We start from the raw sequence: 14086 nt of genomic DNA, 5'->3' as shown, positions 1-14086 counted from the left end.
GAATAGCTTACAGATCTTATTTCAGTTCCATTATAATTTCCGGCAATTCTTTTTCTATGCCGCAATCTTTTATTCCTTTTTTACTTCTGAAATAACTCTCCAAATCATCATCACTAATCTGATAGATTTCTTTTAAACCACGGATTATTGTAGAAAGGTATTCTCTATTTGGCTGATTTATTTCGGCTTTCAGAAATTTTTCACTGGTGAAGGTCACAATTGGTTTACCTTCCATTTCCCCAAGATATAATAGCAGTCCATAACGACCATCGCTCATGCAATTGTAATACCCGTCTTTGATCAACCTTTCAAAATTGATAAGGATCTCTCCCTCAAACTTAAGTTCCTGTCTCACCAGGTCCCTAAACTGTCCGGAACTAATAAGGTAACTGCGGCCCAGGGTTTCAAAGTTCTCATCCTTTTCCGGCCTTAAAAAACAAATTCCACCACCATTCCAGGTAACAGATTCTTTGGCGAAGTACATCTCCCTGTTGATAATAATTTTCCTGCTCTGCCTGGGCCTGGTCTTATCGGCACAGCCCTCAAAATTCCTGACCGCACCCGGAGGAGTTCCACCCTTTATATAACACATGAAACGTTCCTCCCTGATATTCGAGCCATAACACGCATACCAGATGTCATTTATATTGTTTGAAAGCATATGTTTATAAACTTTCCAGTTCCTCTTTGCTAAGATTTTGTGGCCTCTTTCCGTATTTACGCGTATCCTCTTTCGTCAATACCCTGAAGTTCCCCGACTTAGGGGTTCCATTCAGTTTTTTGAATAATTCTTCAGGTAGGGAGATTAGCTTTCTTTGTTCCAGATCGATCCAGGAACCCATCATCTCACAGCTCGCACAATTCTTTCCGTTATGATCGTATATGTTATGAATAAATTCAAAATACATTCCATCTTCCGAAAGTCCATTCAATTCTAAAGTCACCGTCACCGGCTCTCCTGCAAAAATTTCCTTGAAATAATAGATATGCTCGTAAAAGACTATTGGGCCAAGATTATAATGGGAGAGCTGTTTATGCCCAAAACCATTCTCCATCAGAAAACCCATTCTTGTATGACTCATAAAATTTATAAATGCCGAATTTGCCAAATGCCTGTTGGCATCAAGGTCGCTCCATCTTATTTCGAACTTTTTTGTGTACATATTCTTCATTTTATTCAAAGCTAGGAATTAATATTATGCACGCATAAGTTATTTTGCCTAAGTTTATCCTAAAATTGAAAAAGAAATGCCGGTAATTACAGGAAACTATATTCCGCCAGGGATCTTTAAAAACGCTGATGTCTCCACGATCTATTCGGCAACGCTCAGGAAAGTGGAGTTTCCGCTCTATGAACGGGAACGTATTGAACTGAGCGATGGAGATTTTATGGACCTGGACTGGAGTTTTTCGAAACAAAAGGATACCGATAAACTGGTAATCCTTCTTCACGGCCTGGCGGGGAACGCTAGCAGACCTTATATGAAAGGTATGGCCCGTGCCTTTAATCATAGAAACTGGAACGCTGTAGCAATGAACTTTCGCGGATGCAGCGAAGAACTGAACAGATATTTTCGCAGTTACCATGCCGGGGCCAGCGACGATCTCGCTGAAGTAGTCACCCACGTACTGTCTTTAAAAAAATATTCAAGAATTGCCCTTGTAGGCTTTAGCCTTGGTGGAAATATGATGCTTAAATATCTTGGGGAAAACAGAAGTATTCCTGAAGAAATTGTAGGAGCTACGGGAGTCTCTGTTCCCTGTGACCTGGAAGGTTCTTTAGGAGCGATAAACCGAATGAGAAACTTTGTCTATTCCAAGCGATTTGAGTTGAATTTGAAACAACATCTATATGCCAGGGCCCGGAAATTTCCGGATTATATCAGCAAAAAAAAGGTGGCGGCCTGTAGTTCCTTAAGGGACATAGACGACCTGTACACCTCCAAAGCACATGGCTATAAAAATGCTTCCGATTATTACAAAAAAGCAAGTGCCATTGGCTTTCTTGCCGGCATAAATACTCCCACTTTGCTAATAAATGCCAAAAATGACAGTTTCCTCTCCCCAAATTGTTATCCCTACAAATTTGCAGAGGAATCTGAGTTTTTATACCTGGAAGTTCCACCTTATGGCGGACATGTTGGCTTTGTGACCAGTACTTCGATTTATTATCACGAAAAAAGAGCTGTAGATTTTATGGAATCCCGAATATAGAATATTCAAAGTATCGTTCCTCCTGCTTATAAATTGGAGATGCTAGAGAATTGATTATCTTTGCGCAAGCTTTTAAAATTCAGGCATGATTCAATCTATGACAGGCTTTGGGAAAAGCATCACACAAATTCCCAGCAAAAAGATTACCGTAGAGCTAAAGTCTCTAAACAGCAAGAATTTTGACCTGAATGCACGCATTCCTTCCCAGTACCGGGAAAAGGAACTGGACCTTCGGAATCTTATCTCCAATTCTTTGGGCCGGGGTAAAGTAGATCTTTCCATATATGTTGAGTATACGGGAGAGCAAACCTCTACCAATGTAAATACCGGAGCGGTAAAAAACTATATGGACCAGTTAAGGGATATCGTGAACGCCTCTGAGATAGAACTTCTGAAAATGGCAGTAAAAATGCCCGATGCCCTGAAAACTGAAAGAGATGAAATCGACGAAAAGGAATTCAATGCCATTGAGAAAGCCGTAAAAGAAGCTTTAAAAGAGATCAACAATTTTAGGACCGATGAAGGGGAAGCCCTGGAAAAAGATCTGAAACTAAGGATTACCAATATCCAGGATCTTTTAGAAAAGGTAATAAAAATGGATCCTGACAGAGTGGACGCGGTTCGGGAAAGACTGAGAAAAGGAATCGATGAAATCAAAGAACAGGTGGATGAGAACCGGTTTGAACAGGAACTGGTCTATTACATTGAGAAATTTGACATTACCGAAGAAAAAGTAAGACTGGACAATCACCTGGATTATTTTCAGAAGACCCTGAATACTAAGGATTCTAACGGGAGAAAGCTTGCCTTCATCTCCCAGGAAATAGGTCGTGAAATAAACACCATAGGCAGCAAGTCTAATTATGCACCTATGCAGCAACTGGTAGTCCAGATGAAGGACGAACTGGAAAAAATAAAGGAACAACTTCTAAATGTACTCTAAATGAGCGAAGGGAAACTTATCGTTTTTTCTGCGCCGTCAGGATCGGGGAAGACAACGATAGTACGTCACTTATTAAAGCACCCTGAATTAAAACTGGATTTTTCCATTTCGGCTACTTCCCGTGCACCAAGAGAAAATGAGGTAGATGGCAGGGATTATTATTTTCTTTCTCTAAAAGATTTCAAGCAGAAGATCAAAAATGATGAATTTCTGGAGTGGGAAGAGGTATACCGCGATAATTTTTATGGAACACTGAAGAGTGAGGTAGAACGCATCTGGAAAGAAGGCAAACACGTGATCTTTGATATAGACGTAGTTGGCGGATTAGATATCAAGAACATTTATCCGGACAGAACCCTGGCTGTTTTTGTAAAACCTCCAAGTATAGAAGAGCTGAAAATACGTTTGAAAAAGAGAAAGACAGAAAGCGAGGATAAGATAAATATGAGAGTGGCAAAGGCCTCTATAGAGCTGGCAACCGCACCTCAGTTCGATTTCATCATAGAAAACAACAAGCTTAAGGTTGCGCTGGAAGAGGCTTATGAGCTGGTTTCTAATTATGTTGATGCTGAAAAACCTGCAAAATGAATAGAAAAGTAGGACTTTTCTTTGGGACTTTTAATCCTATACATACCGGGCATCTGATCATCGCCAATCATATGGCGGAATACTCGGACCTTGAAGAAGTATGGCTCGTGGTGACCCCTCACAATCCGCATAAAAAGAAAAACAGTTTACTGGAAAATCATCATCGGCTGGAAATGGTTTACAGAGCCTGTGAGACTTACGAAAAACTCAAACCCAGTAACATAGAATTTGGTCTTCCGCAACCTAATTATACGGTCAACACGCTGGTACATCTTCAGGAAAAATTTCCAACAAATCAGTTCTGTCTTATTATGGGAGAAGACAACCTGAAAAACTTCCATAAATGGAAGAATTATGAGGTAATACTGGAAAATCATGAGATCTATGTTTACCCAAGAATAGCTTCGGGCTCCATGGCTCCTGAGTTCAGGGATAATCCAAAAATAAAGAAGATCGATGCTCCGGTAATAGAGATCTCTGCTACCTTCATAAGGAAATCGATCAAAGCTTCCAAAAATGTAAGACCATTACTGGATACTAAAGTGTGGGAATATATAGATGAAATGAATTTTTATAAATAGGTAAAAGACTGTTTAAAAACCTGTTTTGAATATTCATTTCAGCTGATTGATCCTACTTTTTTCATGGTGGAACTACAAGCTATAGAACGTCGACTGCTCTCAGTTTAACATTCTCAAAATTCTTAAACAGTCTTTTTTATCTTTTAGGGTCCAGTGGCGGTATTCTTAATACCTGTCCCGGGTATATTTTATCCGGATCCTGTAACATTGGTTTATTCGCTTCAAAAATCAACGGATACTGATTTGGATCGCCATAATGTTCTTTTGAGATTTTACTTAAGGTATCACCCCTTTCAACCGTATGAAAAACTGCTTCCGGCTCTGCATTCTCTACATCCAACCTGTCATCTACCTGGGCAATCCCTTCTGAATTTCCAACTACCAGAATTATCTTTTCCCGGGTTGACTGGTCCAGGGCTTTTCCTGAGACCACTGCCATATCATCCTCAATACTAATTTTTAGATCTTCCACTTTTAGATTCAGATCAAAAATTGTCTGCTCCAGCTTTCGGGCAGCTTTTTCATTTTCCTTTCTTTCTTCCTTTTCAAGTTTATCAGTCTTCCCGGCACCCTGGGTTCTGGCCTTGTCCAGCCCAAAGATCCTTTTTCCTGCATCTTTAATAAAAGAAAATATTCCCATCTCAATTCTTTAGTGTTAGTACTTAAATGTACAAAAGCGTTCCTAGTTATTGGTAAGCACCACTGCTAAAGTTTTCAAAAAAGCCTCTGAAATTAAAAAAACCGCCTCTCACGAAACGGTTTTTTCAACTAAATAACCAACCAAAAAAACTAAGAAAATGTTCTTCATGAAAAGATGAACAGGAAGAACAATTAGATAACGAAATTAGATCTGTTAGATTGCATGTTTAAGAAGCTTATACTGTTAAAGTTTTAAGTGGCTTTTATTGAAGAATTCCCAATAAATTCCACGAAAAAAAACGAAAAACTTTAAATACCTGTAAATTTGACTATTTTTGAAACACAGAATGAAATCATATGGATAGAACCCCAAGTTTTGGTGTGATTGGTGGTGGTAGCTGGGCCACAGCCATAGTAAAAATGTTGTGTGAAAACCTGGAAAAGGTGAACTGGTATATGCGCAGCGTGTACGCCATTGAACATATTAAAAAGCAGGACCACAACCCTAATTATCTTAGTTCTGTAGAGTTTGATGTAGACCAGCTCAACCTCAGTAACGACATCAATGAAGTAGTTGAAGCTTCTGAATATATTATTTTCGCCATTCCCTCTGCATTCCTAAAGCGTGAACTAGATAAACTTCATATGCCATTAAAGGATAAGGTTGTATTTTCGGCCATCAAAGGTATTGTTCCCGAAACCAGTCTCATCGTAGGCGAACATTTCAACCAGTATTTTGATGTGCCCATGGAAAATATTGGGGTACTCACAGGGCCATGTCATGCAGAAGAAGTCGCTCTGGAAAGACTTTCCTATCTTACCGTTGCCTGCCTGGATGAAAAAAAGGCTGAAATAGTGGCGGGTTATCTGGGAAGTGACTATATCACCTGTAAAATAAGCGACGATGTTATAGGCACCGAATACGCTGCCGTGTTAAAGAATATATATGCCATTGCTGCCGGGATAGCGCATGGCCTGGGATATGGAGACAACTTTCAGAGTGTTTTGATGAGCAATGCAATTAGGGAAATGAAGAAGTTCATCAAGAAAGTCCATAAAATGAAAAGGAATATCAATGATTCGGCGTATCTGGGAGATCTTCTGGTTACTGGTTATTCTATTTTTAGCCGAAACCGAATGTTTGGCAACATGATAGGGAAAGGATATACGGTAAAAAGTGCTCAAATGGAAATGAGTATGGTAGCAGAAGGATATTATGCTACCGAAAGTGCCTATAAAATAAATAAAGAAAAAAAAGCCAAAACTCCTATCATCAATGCCGTCTATGCTATACTCTACGAAGGCAAGAATCCTAAGAAGGTTTTTAACAAATTGGTAGATAAATTAGATTAATATTGTAGTTTTTTTCTTACGTTTAACACTATAAGTTTCTGGTTTATATACATTTTGACGTTCTTTTTTGCAAGATATGTTAATTTATGTATTACTTTTACACTACCAAATCTATAATTAACCAAAGTAATCATGAACAAAAAACTATTAGTTTTATGCCTGTCTTTAGTCATGGCCTTAACTGGCTGTCAAACAGACAGTGTTTCTGAAGAGATCCAGGTCGAAGAACTTTCAATTTCTAAAGAGAAAACCAAGACCGATGAGGTAACTTCTAAGATCCATAATCCAGACTGGATGATCGCTATCCACAATCCGGACTGGATGATCGCCATTCATAATCCAGACTGGATGATTGAAGGTCACGAAATTTGCGCAGACCTAGATGAATATACTGGCTCAAAGAATCTTGTGGTACCGCATTCATCTGACCCTCAAGAATATGGCGGCCTTGTTGAACTTAACAAGCTGAACGTTGGAGGTATACTTTCAATCTGTGGTGAACTTAACGTTGAAAAATCAGTTAACATCCGTCATTCCGGAGAATTAAACCTAACCGGATTTATGATGGTTGGTACATACGAAGAGCCACAGGACCTCACAATCAATTACGGCGGTCATTTAAACCTGAACGGGACTTTGATAGTTACGGGTGATCTAATTTTAAATAACGGATTCACTATGGAATTCAATAATGATCTTGAACACAATAATCTTGTTGTGGAAGGAGAAATCATTATAGAGAATCCGGAACAGGAGATAACCGGCCAGTACACTGATCACTCTGATCACGAACACGAGCACTAAAAGTTATATTTAGTTTAATAAAAAAGGCCCTGCATTCACTGCAGGGCCTTTTTTATAGCTCATTTATATCCTTTACCCGGCCAGGATACCCGGCCTGGGAATTAATGGGATTTCGCCAAGCGCCCTCTCTTTAATACTGTCCTTCTTAAAAGTGAACTTTTTATCGAACATTTTTGAATCAGAAAAATAACTTATTCTGAATTCATTGTTCAGAGCCAGGACCTCATCCTGGATGAATTCTACTTTTGCGAAGTTTTTTGAAGGCAGCTTTTCAATCTTATGTCTCATGACTGAAGTCTCCCTTTTTTTATCATAACCTCTGGAAACGATAAGTACCATCTCAAGTTCTATTTCCGAATTATTGATCAGGTATACATTCCACTCATCTGACTGGAACTCTTCATTGAATTCCTTTACAGCAGCTACATAAACCTCTTTTACCTGGGGGATTTCAATATCCTTTTTCAAAATCTATCTTCCGTTTTCCTTTTGATCTTAATCCAGATTAACCATACCAGTAGTATTGTTATAGCTATTAAGATGAGACCAAGAGTAATTTTGATAAGTGCAATTACAAAAGTAGCATAGAGGATTGCCGCTATGACCATTATTGCAAGTATTATGATCCCATTTTTCTTCACTACAAAGCCGATTTGAACTGTTCCAGGAAACGCAGATCGTTCTCATAGAACATTCTTATATCTTCTATCTGATACAACAGCATAGCGATCCTTTCTATACCCATTCCAAATGCGAAACCGGAATATTCCTTCGGATCTATATTACAGTTCCTTAATACGTTGGGATCTACCATCCCACAGCCCATAATCTCCAGCCAGCCGGTACCTTTGGTGATCCTGTAATCGGTTTCTGTCTCCAGGCCCCAGTACACATCCACTTCGGCACTTGGCTCGGTAAAAGGAAAATATGAGGGTCTCAGGCGAATTTTTGATTTTCCGAAGAGCTGCTTAGTAAAATATAGGATAGTTTGCTTAAGATCTGCAAAAGAAACATCCTTATCTATATAAAGGCCTTCCACCTGATGGAAAATACAATGAGATCTGGCCGAGATGGCTTCATTTCTGAACACCCTGCCTGGAGAGATTGTCCTGATTGGTGGCTTATTCTCTTCCATATATCTTACCTGCACCGATGAAGTATGCGTTCTTAACAGAATATCGGGATCGGTTTGAATAAAGAAAGTATCCTGCATATCCCTTGCCGGATGGTATTCCGGAAGGTTCAGGGCCGTAAAGTTATGCCAGTCATCTTCCATTTCGGGACCTTCAGATACGTTGAAGCCAATATTAGAAAAGATCTCGGTAATCTGGTTCCTAACTATAGATATTGGATGACGTGAACCTATTTCTACCGGTTCTGCCGGCCTGGAAAGATCTCCATACACACCTTTTTCTTCCTGAGTCTTTTCCAGTTCTTCTTTGAGAAAGTTTACCTTTTCCTGGGCAACTGTTTTAAGTTCGTTCACGACCTGACCAAATTCCTTTTTCTGCTCATTAGGAACGTTTTTGAACTCTGCGAAGAACTCATTCAAAATGCCTTTTTTTCCAAGATATTGGATTCGAAAAGCTTCGATTTCGTCTTTCGTATTAGCATTAAATCTTTCAACCTCAGCAATATGCCCTTTAATTTTATCGATCATAGGTGATTTCTTTTCGGAAGCGCAAATTTAATAAAATTTAATCCTAAACCGGCCCATAATAAAGGCTTATTCGGTTTTCACTGGTTTGCCACTATTTTCAGAAGGCAATTTATCGTGGTATATATAGTTAATAAGGAAGAAAACCGATAAGGCACCAAAGCAATGCCACAACCAGTGTGTCCCCATCGGCATAAGATAAATAAACCTGTCCAGGATCCTGAAACCTAAGGCAAAGCCAAAACTCAAAAAGGCCAGAAGTATATAACCCCAATGATAGAGTTTGGTAGTATAGAAATAGGTTAGAATAGGCAGTAACAGCCCAAGTGCAGTTCCCAGGTAACCAATTGAAGTCTTAAGACTTTGTGCCCATGGGATCAGCCTTATTCCGAAAACCAAAAACAGGATAATCATTATGAGAAGCAACCTGTTTTTCCAGGTAACTTTTAGTTTAATAGTATAGTAGACTGACACAGCCAGGCTTAGAACAACAATCGGAAGCCAGTCCATATACATCCATACATCATGGCTGCGCGTTGCATGATAGACTGTCCCCCCTATAAATCCCAGAAAAAGAATGGGGAGACTCCAGGCGAGGAATCGGTGATTCTTGTAGTCACTATAAACCCTTACGGAAAAATAAATGATAATAATAAGAAAGAACAGATTACTGTAGGTATTGAAAGGTTCTACAGGCAGTCTTCCGGGTATAGTCTCCTGATAGATAGGCCCGCTATCTCCGGGAAAGGAAAGAAAATACAAAAGTGGCACCATCTACTAAATATATTCTTTTTCAAGAAAATAATGCACTATAGCTTCTTTCATGAGAACCGTCTGCTCCCCGGCTTTAAGTACCGGTAACTCTTCCTTGACCTTGAAATGTGGCCAGCCTTCGTCATCATAAAAATCGAATTCATAATAACCATATGGCTCCAGCAATGTACAAATAGCTACATGCATAAGATCTATCTTATGGTCCTTTTTATATCGTCGGTGAGGCTGCCCTAATTCCTGTACTCCAATAAGATAAATTATAGCATCCAGCTCCATTAATTCTCCATCAGCAAACTGGGTAGAAAGTTTTTTTTGGACCTTCTCCCACCTCTCTTTTAATTGTTCATCTCTTGCCATGCTGCAAAGATACCATCTAGATTTAATAATTGTTATATTTGATATATGAATACCGTGGATATTATCTTAAGCCTTGTGCTTCTGTACGGACTGGTACGGGGCTTCTTCAGGGGACTGCTGGCCGAACTGGCTTCGCTGGTAGGGATTGTGGCCGGAATATACGGCGCCGTACACTTCTCCCATTTTCTTGGAGACTTTCTCTCCAACCAGGTAGAATGGAAACCACAGTATATAAACCTTATCAGTTTTGCTGTTACTTTTATCCTTATTGTCTTCCTGGTCTCCCTTGCCGGTAGGATGTTAACCAAAGTTGCGGCTTTTGCCGCTTTAGGAGTGGTGAACAAACTGCTCGGCGGTGTTTTTGGAATACTGAAATCAGCCTTTGTGGCCAGTGTGATCATTATGTTCTTTAAGGCTACGAATGAAAGGATAGAGATCGTGGAAGACAGAACCATAGAAGAATCGGTACTTTATGAACCCGTAGAAGGCATTGCCCCGATAATACTGCCTTCAATCATAAAACAGGTAAAGGAAAGGGATCTTTTAAATGATGATGAAGAGGAAGATTTTATATAAAAAATCCGGCTGGATTAACAGCCGGATCTAATAAACTCTTTCATTTTTCTATTAGCATACTACAGCTAAAGATCTATCCGAGAATTATAAAAGTGCCACTTTACCGTTAGAGATGGAATAAACCCCGCCTACTATTTTTATTTCTCCTTTGTCTTCCATTTCCTTGAGGATTGGACTCTTTTCCCTGATTCTTTGCATCGTTAATTTTACATTATTCTCTACCACATCGGCAACAAAAGAATCATTTTTCGAACTTCTTTCCCCATCTGTTTCCGTAGCGTCAACCGCAGGTTCGATATTCTTAAGCAAGTGGGTTATATTTCCAAGCTCCACATGGTCACAGGCTGCCTTTACGGCTCCGCATGCTTCATGTCCAAGAACAAATACAAGTTTGCTCCCGGCCACCTTACAGGAATACTCCATACTCCCAAGTATGTCCATATTCTCAAAATTTCCGGCCACACGAGCAACGAATATATCTCCAACGCCCTGGTCAAAGACTGTTTCAACGGGAACCCTTGAGTCTATACAGCTCAATACAACCGCCTGGGGCCATTGCCCTCCACTGGTCTTTTGGATCTGGCTGGAATAATCTCTTTCATTCATTTTGTTTTCTGTGAATCTCTGGTTTCCAGCCATAAGATCCTTTAAAACATCATCCGGGCTAAGTTTTGATTGCTTTTCTTTATCTATAATGTCTTTAATCATAATTTTATTTTTTAGGTTTTAAACTTCATTTAATTTCCAAGGTATCCAGATACCTTTTAGATTTTACTTTTAAGCTGGTTTTGGTTTCTGGAAAAACTCGTAATAACTTTTCGGATTTTCTATAATCCCTCTTTCAGAGATTATCTTAATATCGATATTTCTCTCTTCTGCCTTGACTTTAAAATCATCCAGAATTTCAACTATATCATTATCCAGATACCTCGTTTTACTAACATCCATCACAAGATAAGAATTCTCTTCAAGCTTATTCAATTCCTTCATAATAGCTCCCTTATTAATAAAAGTAACCTCTTCAGCCAGGGTCATTTTCACAGTCTTACCTCCATCTTCAACATTTTCAATATGAAGGAAATGAGAATTCTGGTAACTTTTTATAAGGATCACGACAATTCCTACTAACAAACCTAAACTGATTCCTATCAGCAAATCTCCAAAAACTATTCCTATGACCGTAACAATAAAAGGAACAGACTGCTTCCAACCCTTCAGATACATTTCTTTGAAAAGTGCCGGTTTTGCAAGCTTGTATCCAACCAGGAATAAAATCGCTGCCAAAACCGAAAGTGGAATGTAATTCAGAATATTTGGAATGATTAAAATTGAGATCAACAAAAGAAATCCATGTAAAATAGCAGATAGTTTTGTTTGACCTCCAGATTGGATATTCGCAGAACTCCTTACAATAACCTGAGTAATTGGTAAACCTCCTATTAAACCAGACAATACGTTACCGGTTCCCTGTGCAAACAATTCACGATTTGTAGGGGTAGTTCTTCTATGAGGATCCAGCTTATCTGTCGCTTCAACACAAAGAAGGGTTTCCAGACTGGCAACCAGGGCTATCGTGAAACCAACGACCCATATCTCCATGGTGCCTATCATTTCAAAGGAAGGCAGAGTGAACTGGCCAACAAATGAGTCAAAACTATCCGGTACAGGCACATTCACAAGATGATCTGCTGAGATCGCGAAAGTTTCTGAATCTTTGGTTACAAGATAATATACGATACCAGCTACAACGGCAACTAAAGGCCCCTGTACCAATTTGAAAAATTTGCCTTTTTTAGAAAGTACTGCTTCCCATAACACAAGAATTGTCATCCCTATAATTGCGATAATGGTTGCCCCCGGGCTCACATTATTCAGCATATTAAATATTTCTGAAAAGGTATTTTCCCCATCTACCTGGAAAAAAGCCCAGTCACCTTGTGGAGCGTTATCATATCCGAAGAAGTGAGGAATTTGTTTTAGGATAATGATGATCCCAATACCTGTTAGCATTCCTTTGATCACAGAGTTTGGAAAATAATAACCAATAATTCCAGCTTTAAGAAGACCGAATATTATCTGGAGAATTCCCCCGATAACCACTGCTAATAAAAGGTTTTCATAGCCAATATTCGAAATGGCTGCAAGTACAATCGCGGCTAGTCCGGCAGCAGGACCACTAACACCTACACTAGAGCCACTAATTGCGCCTACAACGATACCTCCAATAATTCCGGCGATTAATCCGGAAAAAAGCGGTGCTCCACTGGCTAAGGCAATCCCTAAACATAACGGAATGGCCACAAAAAACACGACAATACTTGCCGGGAAATCTTTATTAAGTTGTTTGAACATAATACAGTATTGATTTCACAGGTATTATCTTTATTACCTGCGATTAGATTTTTTAAAAAATAATGAATAGCCAATCCATTGAATAACAGATGGCCAGGCGATTACATCGTAATCAAAAACTAGGCGTATTATGCGTGTTTAGGAGGTGGAGAAGAAATGGACAAAAAAACCTTATAACCATTCTCTTTGTAGTAATGACCATCAGTTTTCCTGGTTTGAAGAAAATGGATGCTTTTATAGTTGGAATCCATTTCTTCAATATTATATTCAAAAGTGATCTGGTTCTTTGAAGAACTCTCTTCCTCATTCACATTATAAGCAATAGAGATATCCACATTCCTGTCGATCAAAGACACCACAGTTGGCGTAAACAGGAAAATGATAAATATAAAAGCTAATATGTATGAGAATAACTTCACGGCGGCAAAAATAGAGGAATTTTTAAAGAATCAGCAATAGAAAACCATACTAAATTGTTAAAACCATATCAATTTTTCCTATAGCTTTCGAAGATCATTGGTTTTTATCCATCCCTGTGCACCATTTGCAAGTTCAATACGGGACCATTCCTGGTAGTCTTCAAGTACCCGAGCCTTAGTCCCCTCATGTAATTCAAAACTGCTTTCTCCCCGAAGGTTCGGCTCATCCCTTACTTCAGCTTCTTCACTGAAAATTATAGCATATTGATTATTTTCAATATAGGACCGCTGCTGGAAGGAAAAAATCACAGATAGGATACATAAAATAATACTGGCCATTGAGGCGCCAAAATGAATTCGCTTATAAAGTGGCCGGTGAGAAAAATAATAAAGCAGGAACAGGATAACAAACAATACCGAAAAGGAAATTCCCAGGATCGCCCAGGTAGAAAAACCAAAAATAGAAATAAGACCATTTATCCAGTGGCTTATTCCCGTTTGCTCCACTTCTTCAATATCATCTATGGTCATATTCCGGGCAAACTCGATATTATTCTGAATATCCTCATCGGCGGGTTTCAGCTGTAGTGCTTTTTCATAATAAAATATACTCTGGGCAACCTTGTTAAGCTTGTAATATGCATTGCCAAGGTTATAATATACCTCTGCCGAGGTTTGCCCGTTATCAAGGATCTCCTCATATTTTGAAACAGCCTCCTCATAATCCCCTTGTTGATAGGCTGAATTTGCCTCTTCGAAAAGGCCTTCCGTCTGCGAAATCCCTGCGACACTTAATAGTAAAAAACTTAATAAGATCAACTTTTTCATC

18 protein-coding genes are annotated in these 14086 nt (G+C 39.1%); 7 read left to right on the top strand and 11 right to left on the bottom strand.

Going from position 1 to position 14086, the window contains the following annotated elements; translation table 11 throughout:
- Positions 1-16 precede the first annotated feature (16 nt).
- Together LU635_RS05730 and LU635_RS05725 are read right to left on the bottom strand one after the other, a co-directional pair.
- The gene (locus tag LU635_RS05730) at positions 17-661 is read right to left on the bottom strand and encodes a hypothetical protein (protein ID WP_240097120.1); all 645 of its coding nucleotides are present in this window, start codon (positions 659-661) and stop codon (positions 17-19) included.
- A 4-nt stretch (positions 662-665) separates the two neighbouring features.
- Positions 666-1163 carry an acyl-CoA thioesterase gene (locus tag LU635_RS05725; RefSeq protein WP_240097118.1) on the bottom strand — a complete coding sequence of 166 codons (498 nt, stop codon included), beginning with the start codon at positions 1161-1163 and terminating at the stop codon, positions 666-668.
- A gap of 85 nt (positions 1164-1248) precedes the next feature.
- On the opposite strand from LU635_RS05725, the gene LU635_RS05720 reads away from it, so the two are divergent.
- From LU635_RS05720 to nadD, 4 genes are all read left to right on the top strand, one after another.
- The gene (locus tag LU635_RS05720) at positions 1249-2214 is read left to right on the top strand and encodes a YheT family hydrolase (RefSeq protein WP_240097116.1); all 966 of its coding nucleotides are present in this window, start codon (positions 1249-1251) and stop codon (positions 2212-2214) included.
- 85 nt (positions 2215-2299) lie between these two features.
- Positions 2300-3157 carry a YicC/YloC family endoribonuclease gene (locus tag LU635_RS05715; RefSeq protein ID WP_240097114.1) on the top strand — a complete coding sequence of 286 codons (858 nt, stop codon included), beginning with the start codon at positions 2300-2302 and terminating at the stop codon, positions 3155-3157.
- Entirely contained in the window at positions 3158-3745 is a 588-nt protein-coding gene (gene gmk / locus LU635_RS05710) for a guanylate kinase (protein WP_240097112.1), read from the top strand.
- Positions 3742-4326 (top strand): nicotinate (nicotinamide) nucleotide adenylyltransferase, encoded by a 585-nt coding sequence (nadD, locus tag LU635_RS05705; RefSeq protein WP_240097110.1) that lies wholly within the window; start codon positions 3742-3744, stop codon positions 4324-4326. Before gmk ends, nadD begins: the two co-directional genes overlap by 4 nt.
- A gap of 136 nt (positions 4327-4462) precedes the next feature.
- Here nadD and lysM read toward each other — a convergent pair whose 3' ends face one another.
- Complete coding sequence (lysM, locus tag LU635_RS05700) at positions 4463-4966, bottom strand: peptidoglycan-binding protein LysM (RefSeq protein ID WP_240097108.1); 504 nt, start codon at positions 4964-4966, stop codon at positions 4463-4465.
- A gap of 356 nt (positions 4967-5322) precedes the next feature.
- Between lysM and LU635_RS05695 the strand changes: the two genes are divergently transcribed.
- Positions 5323-6318, top strand: a complete 996-nt coding sequence (locus LU635_RS05695) for an NAD(P)H-dependent glycerol-3-phosphate dehydrogenase (RefSeq protein ID WP_240097106.1) — start codon at positions 5323-5325, stop codon at positions 6316-6318.
- Positions 6319-6450: 132 nt separating this feature from the next.
- Positions 6451-7122: a hypothetical protein gene (locus LU635_RS05690; protein ID WP_240097104.1), complete on the top strand. Its 672-nt coding sequence runs from the start codon at positions 6451-6453 to the stop codon at positions 7120-7122.
- 72 nt (positions 7123-7194) lie between these two features.
- Here LU635_RS05690 and LU635_RS05685 read toward each other — a convergent pair whose 3' ends face one another.
- From LU635_RS05685 to LU635_RS05670, 4 genes are all read right to left on the bottom strand, one after another.
- Positions 7195-7590 carry a hypothetical protein gene (locus LU635_RS05685; protein WP_240097102.1) on the bottom strand — a complete coding sequence of 132 codons (396 nt, stop codon included), beginning with the start codon at positions 7588-7590 and terminating at the stop codon, positions 7195-7197.
- Between the two features lie 172 nt (positions 7591-7762).
- A complete protein-coding gene (pheS, locus tag LU635_RS05680) occupies positions 7763-8782 on the bottom strand; it encodes a phenylalanine--tRNA ligase subunit alpha (RefSeq protein WP_240097100.1) in 1020 nt (339 codons plus the stop codon).
- 66 nt (positions 8783-8848) lie between these two features.
- Positions 8849-9553, bottom strand: coding sequence for a hypothetical protein (locus LU635_RS05675; protein ID WP_240097098.1), 705 nt, complete (start codon positions 9551-9553; stop codon positions 8849-8851).
- Between the two features lie 3 nt (positions 9554-9556).
- Positions 9557-9910 carry a hypothetical protein gene (locus tag LU635_RS05670; RefSeq protein ID WP_240097096.1) on the bottom strand — a complete coding sequence of 118 codons (354 nt, stop codon included), beginning with the start codon at positions 9908-9910 and terminating at the stop codon, positions 9557-9559.
- Positions 9911-9955: 45 nt separating this feature from the next.
- On the opposite strand from LU635_RS05670, the gene LU635_RS05665 reads away from it, so the two are divergent.
- Positions 9956-10486 carry a CvpA family protein gene (locus tag LU635_RS05665; protein ID WP_240097094.1) on the top strand — a complete coding sequence of 177 codons (531 nt, stop codon included), beginning with the start codon at positions 9956-9958 and terminating at the stop codon, positions 10484-10486.
- 84 nt (positions 10487-10570) lie between these two features.
- On the opposite strand, the gene LU635_RS05660 is transcribed toward LU635_RS05665, so the two are convergent.
- The 4 genes from LU635_RS05660 to LU635_RS05645 all read right to left on the bottom strand — a co-directional run bounded on the left by LU635_RS05660 (position 10571) and on the right by LU635_RS05645 (position 14085).
- On the bottom strand, positions 10571-11194 hold the full coding sequence (locus LU635_RS05660; RefSeq protein WP_240097092.1) for a carbonic anhydrase family protein: 624 nt from the start codon (positions 11192-11194) through the stop codon (positions 10571-10573).
- A 69-nt stretch (positions 11195-11263) separates the two neighbouring features.
- Entirely contained in the window at positions 11264-12838 is a 1575-nt protein-coding gene (locus LU635_RS05655; RefSeq protein ID WP_240097090.1) for a SulP family inorganic anion transporter, read from the bottom strand.
- A 128-nt stretch (positions 12839-12966) separates the two neighbouring features.
- On the bottom strand, positions 12967-13188 hold the full coding sequence (locus LU635_RS05650) for a hypothetical protein (protein WP_240097088.1): 222 nt from the start codon (positions 13186-13188) through the stop codon (positions 12967-12969).
- Between the two features lie 147 nt (positions 13189-13335).
- Positions 13336-14085, bottom strand: coding sequence for a tetratricopeptide repeat protein (locus tag LU635_RS05645; protein ID WP_240097086.1), 750 nt, complete (start codon positions 14083-14085; stop codon positions 13336-13338).
- Between the last annotated feature and the right edge of the window lies 1 nt (position 14086).

Source organism: Christiangramia crocea, assembly GCF_022410465.1.
Taxonomy (GTDB): Bacteria; Bacteroidota; Bacteroidia; order Flavobacteriales; family Flavobacteriaceae; genus Christiangramia; species Christiangramia crocea.
This window is presented reverse-complemented; position numbering and strand designations above follow the sequence as displayed.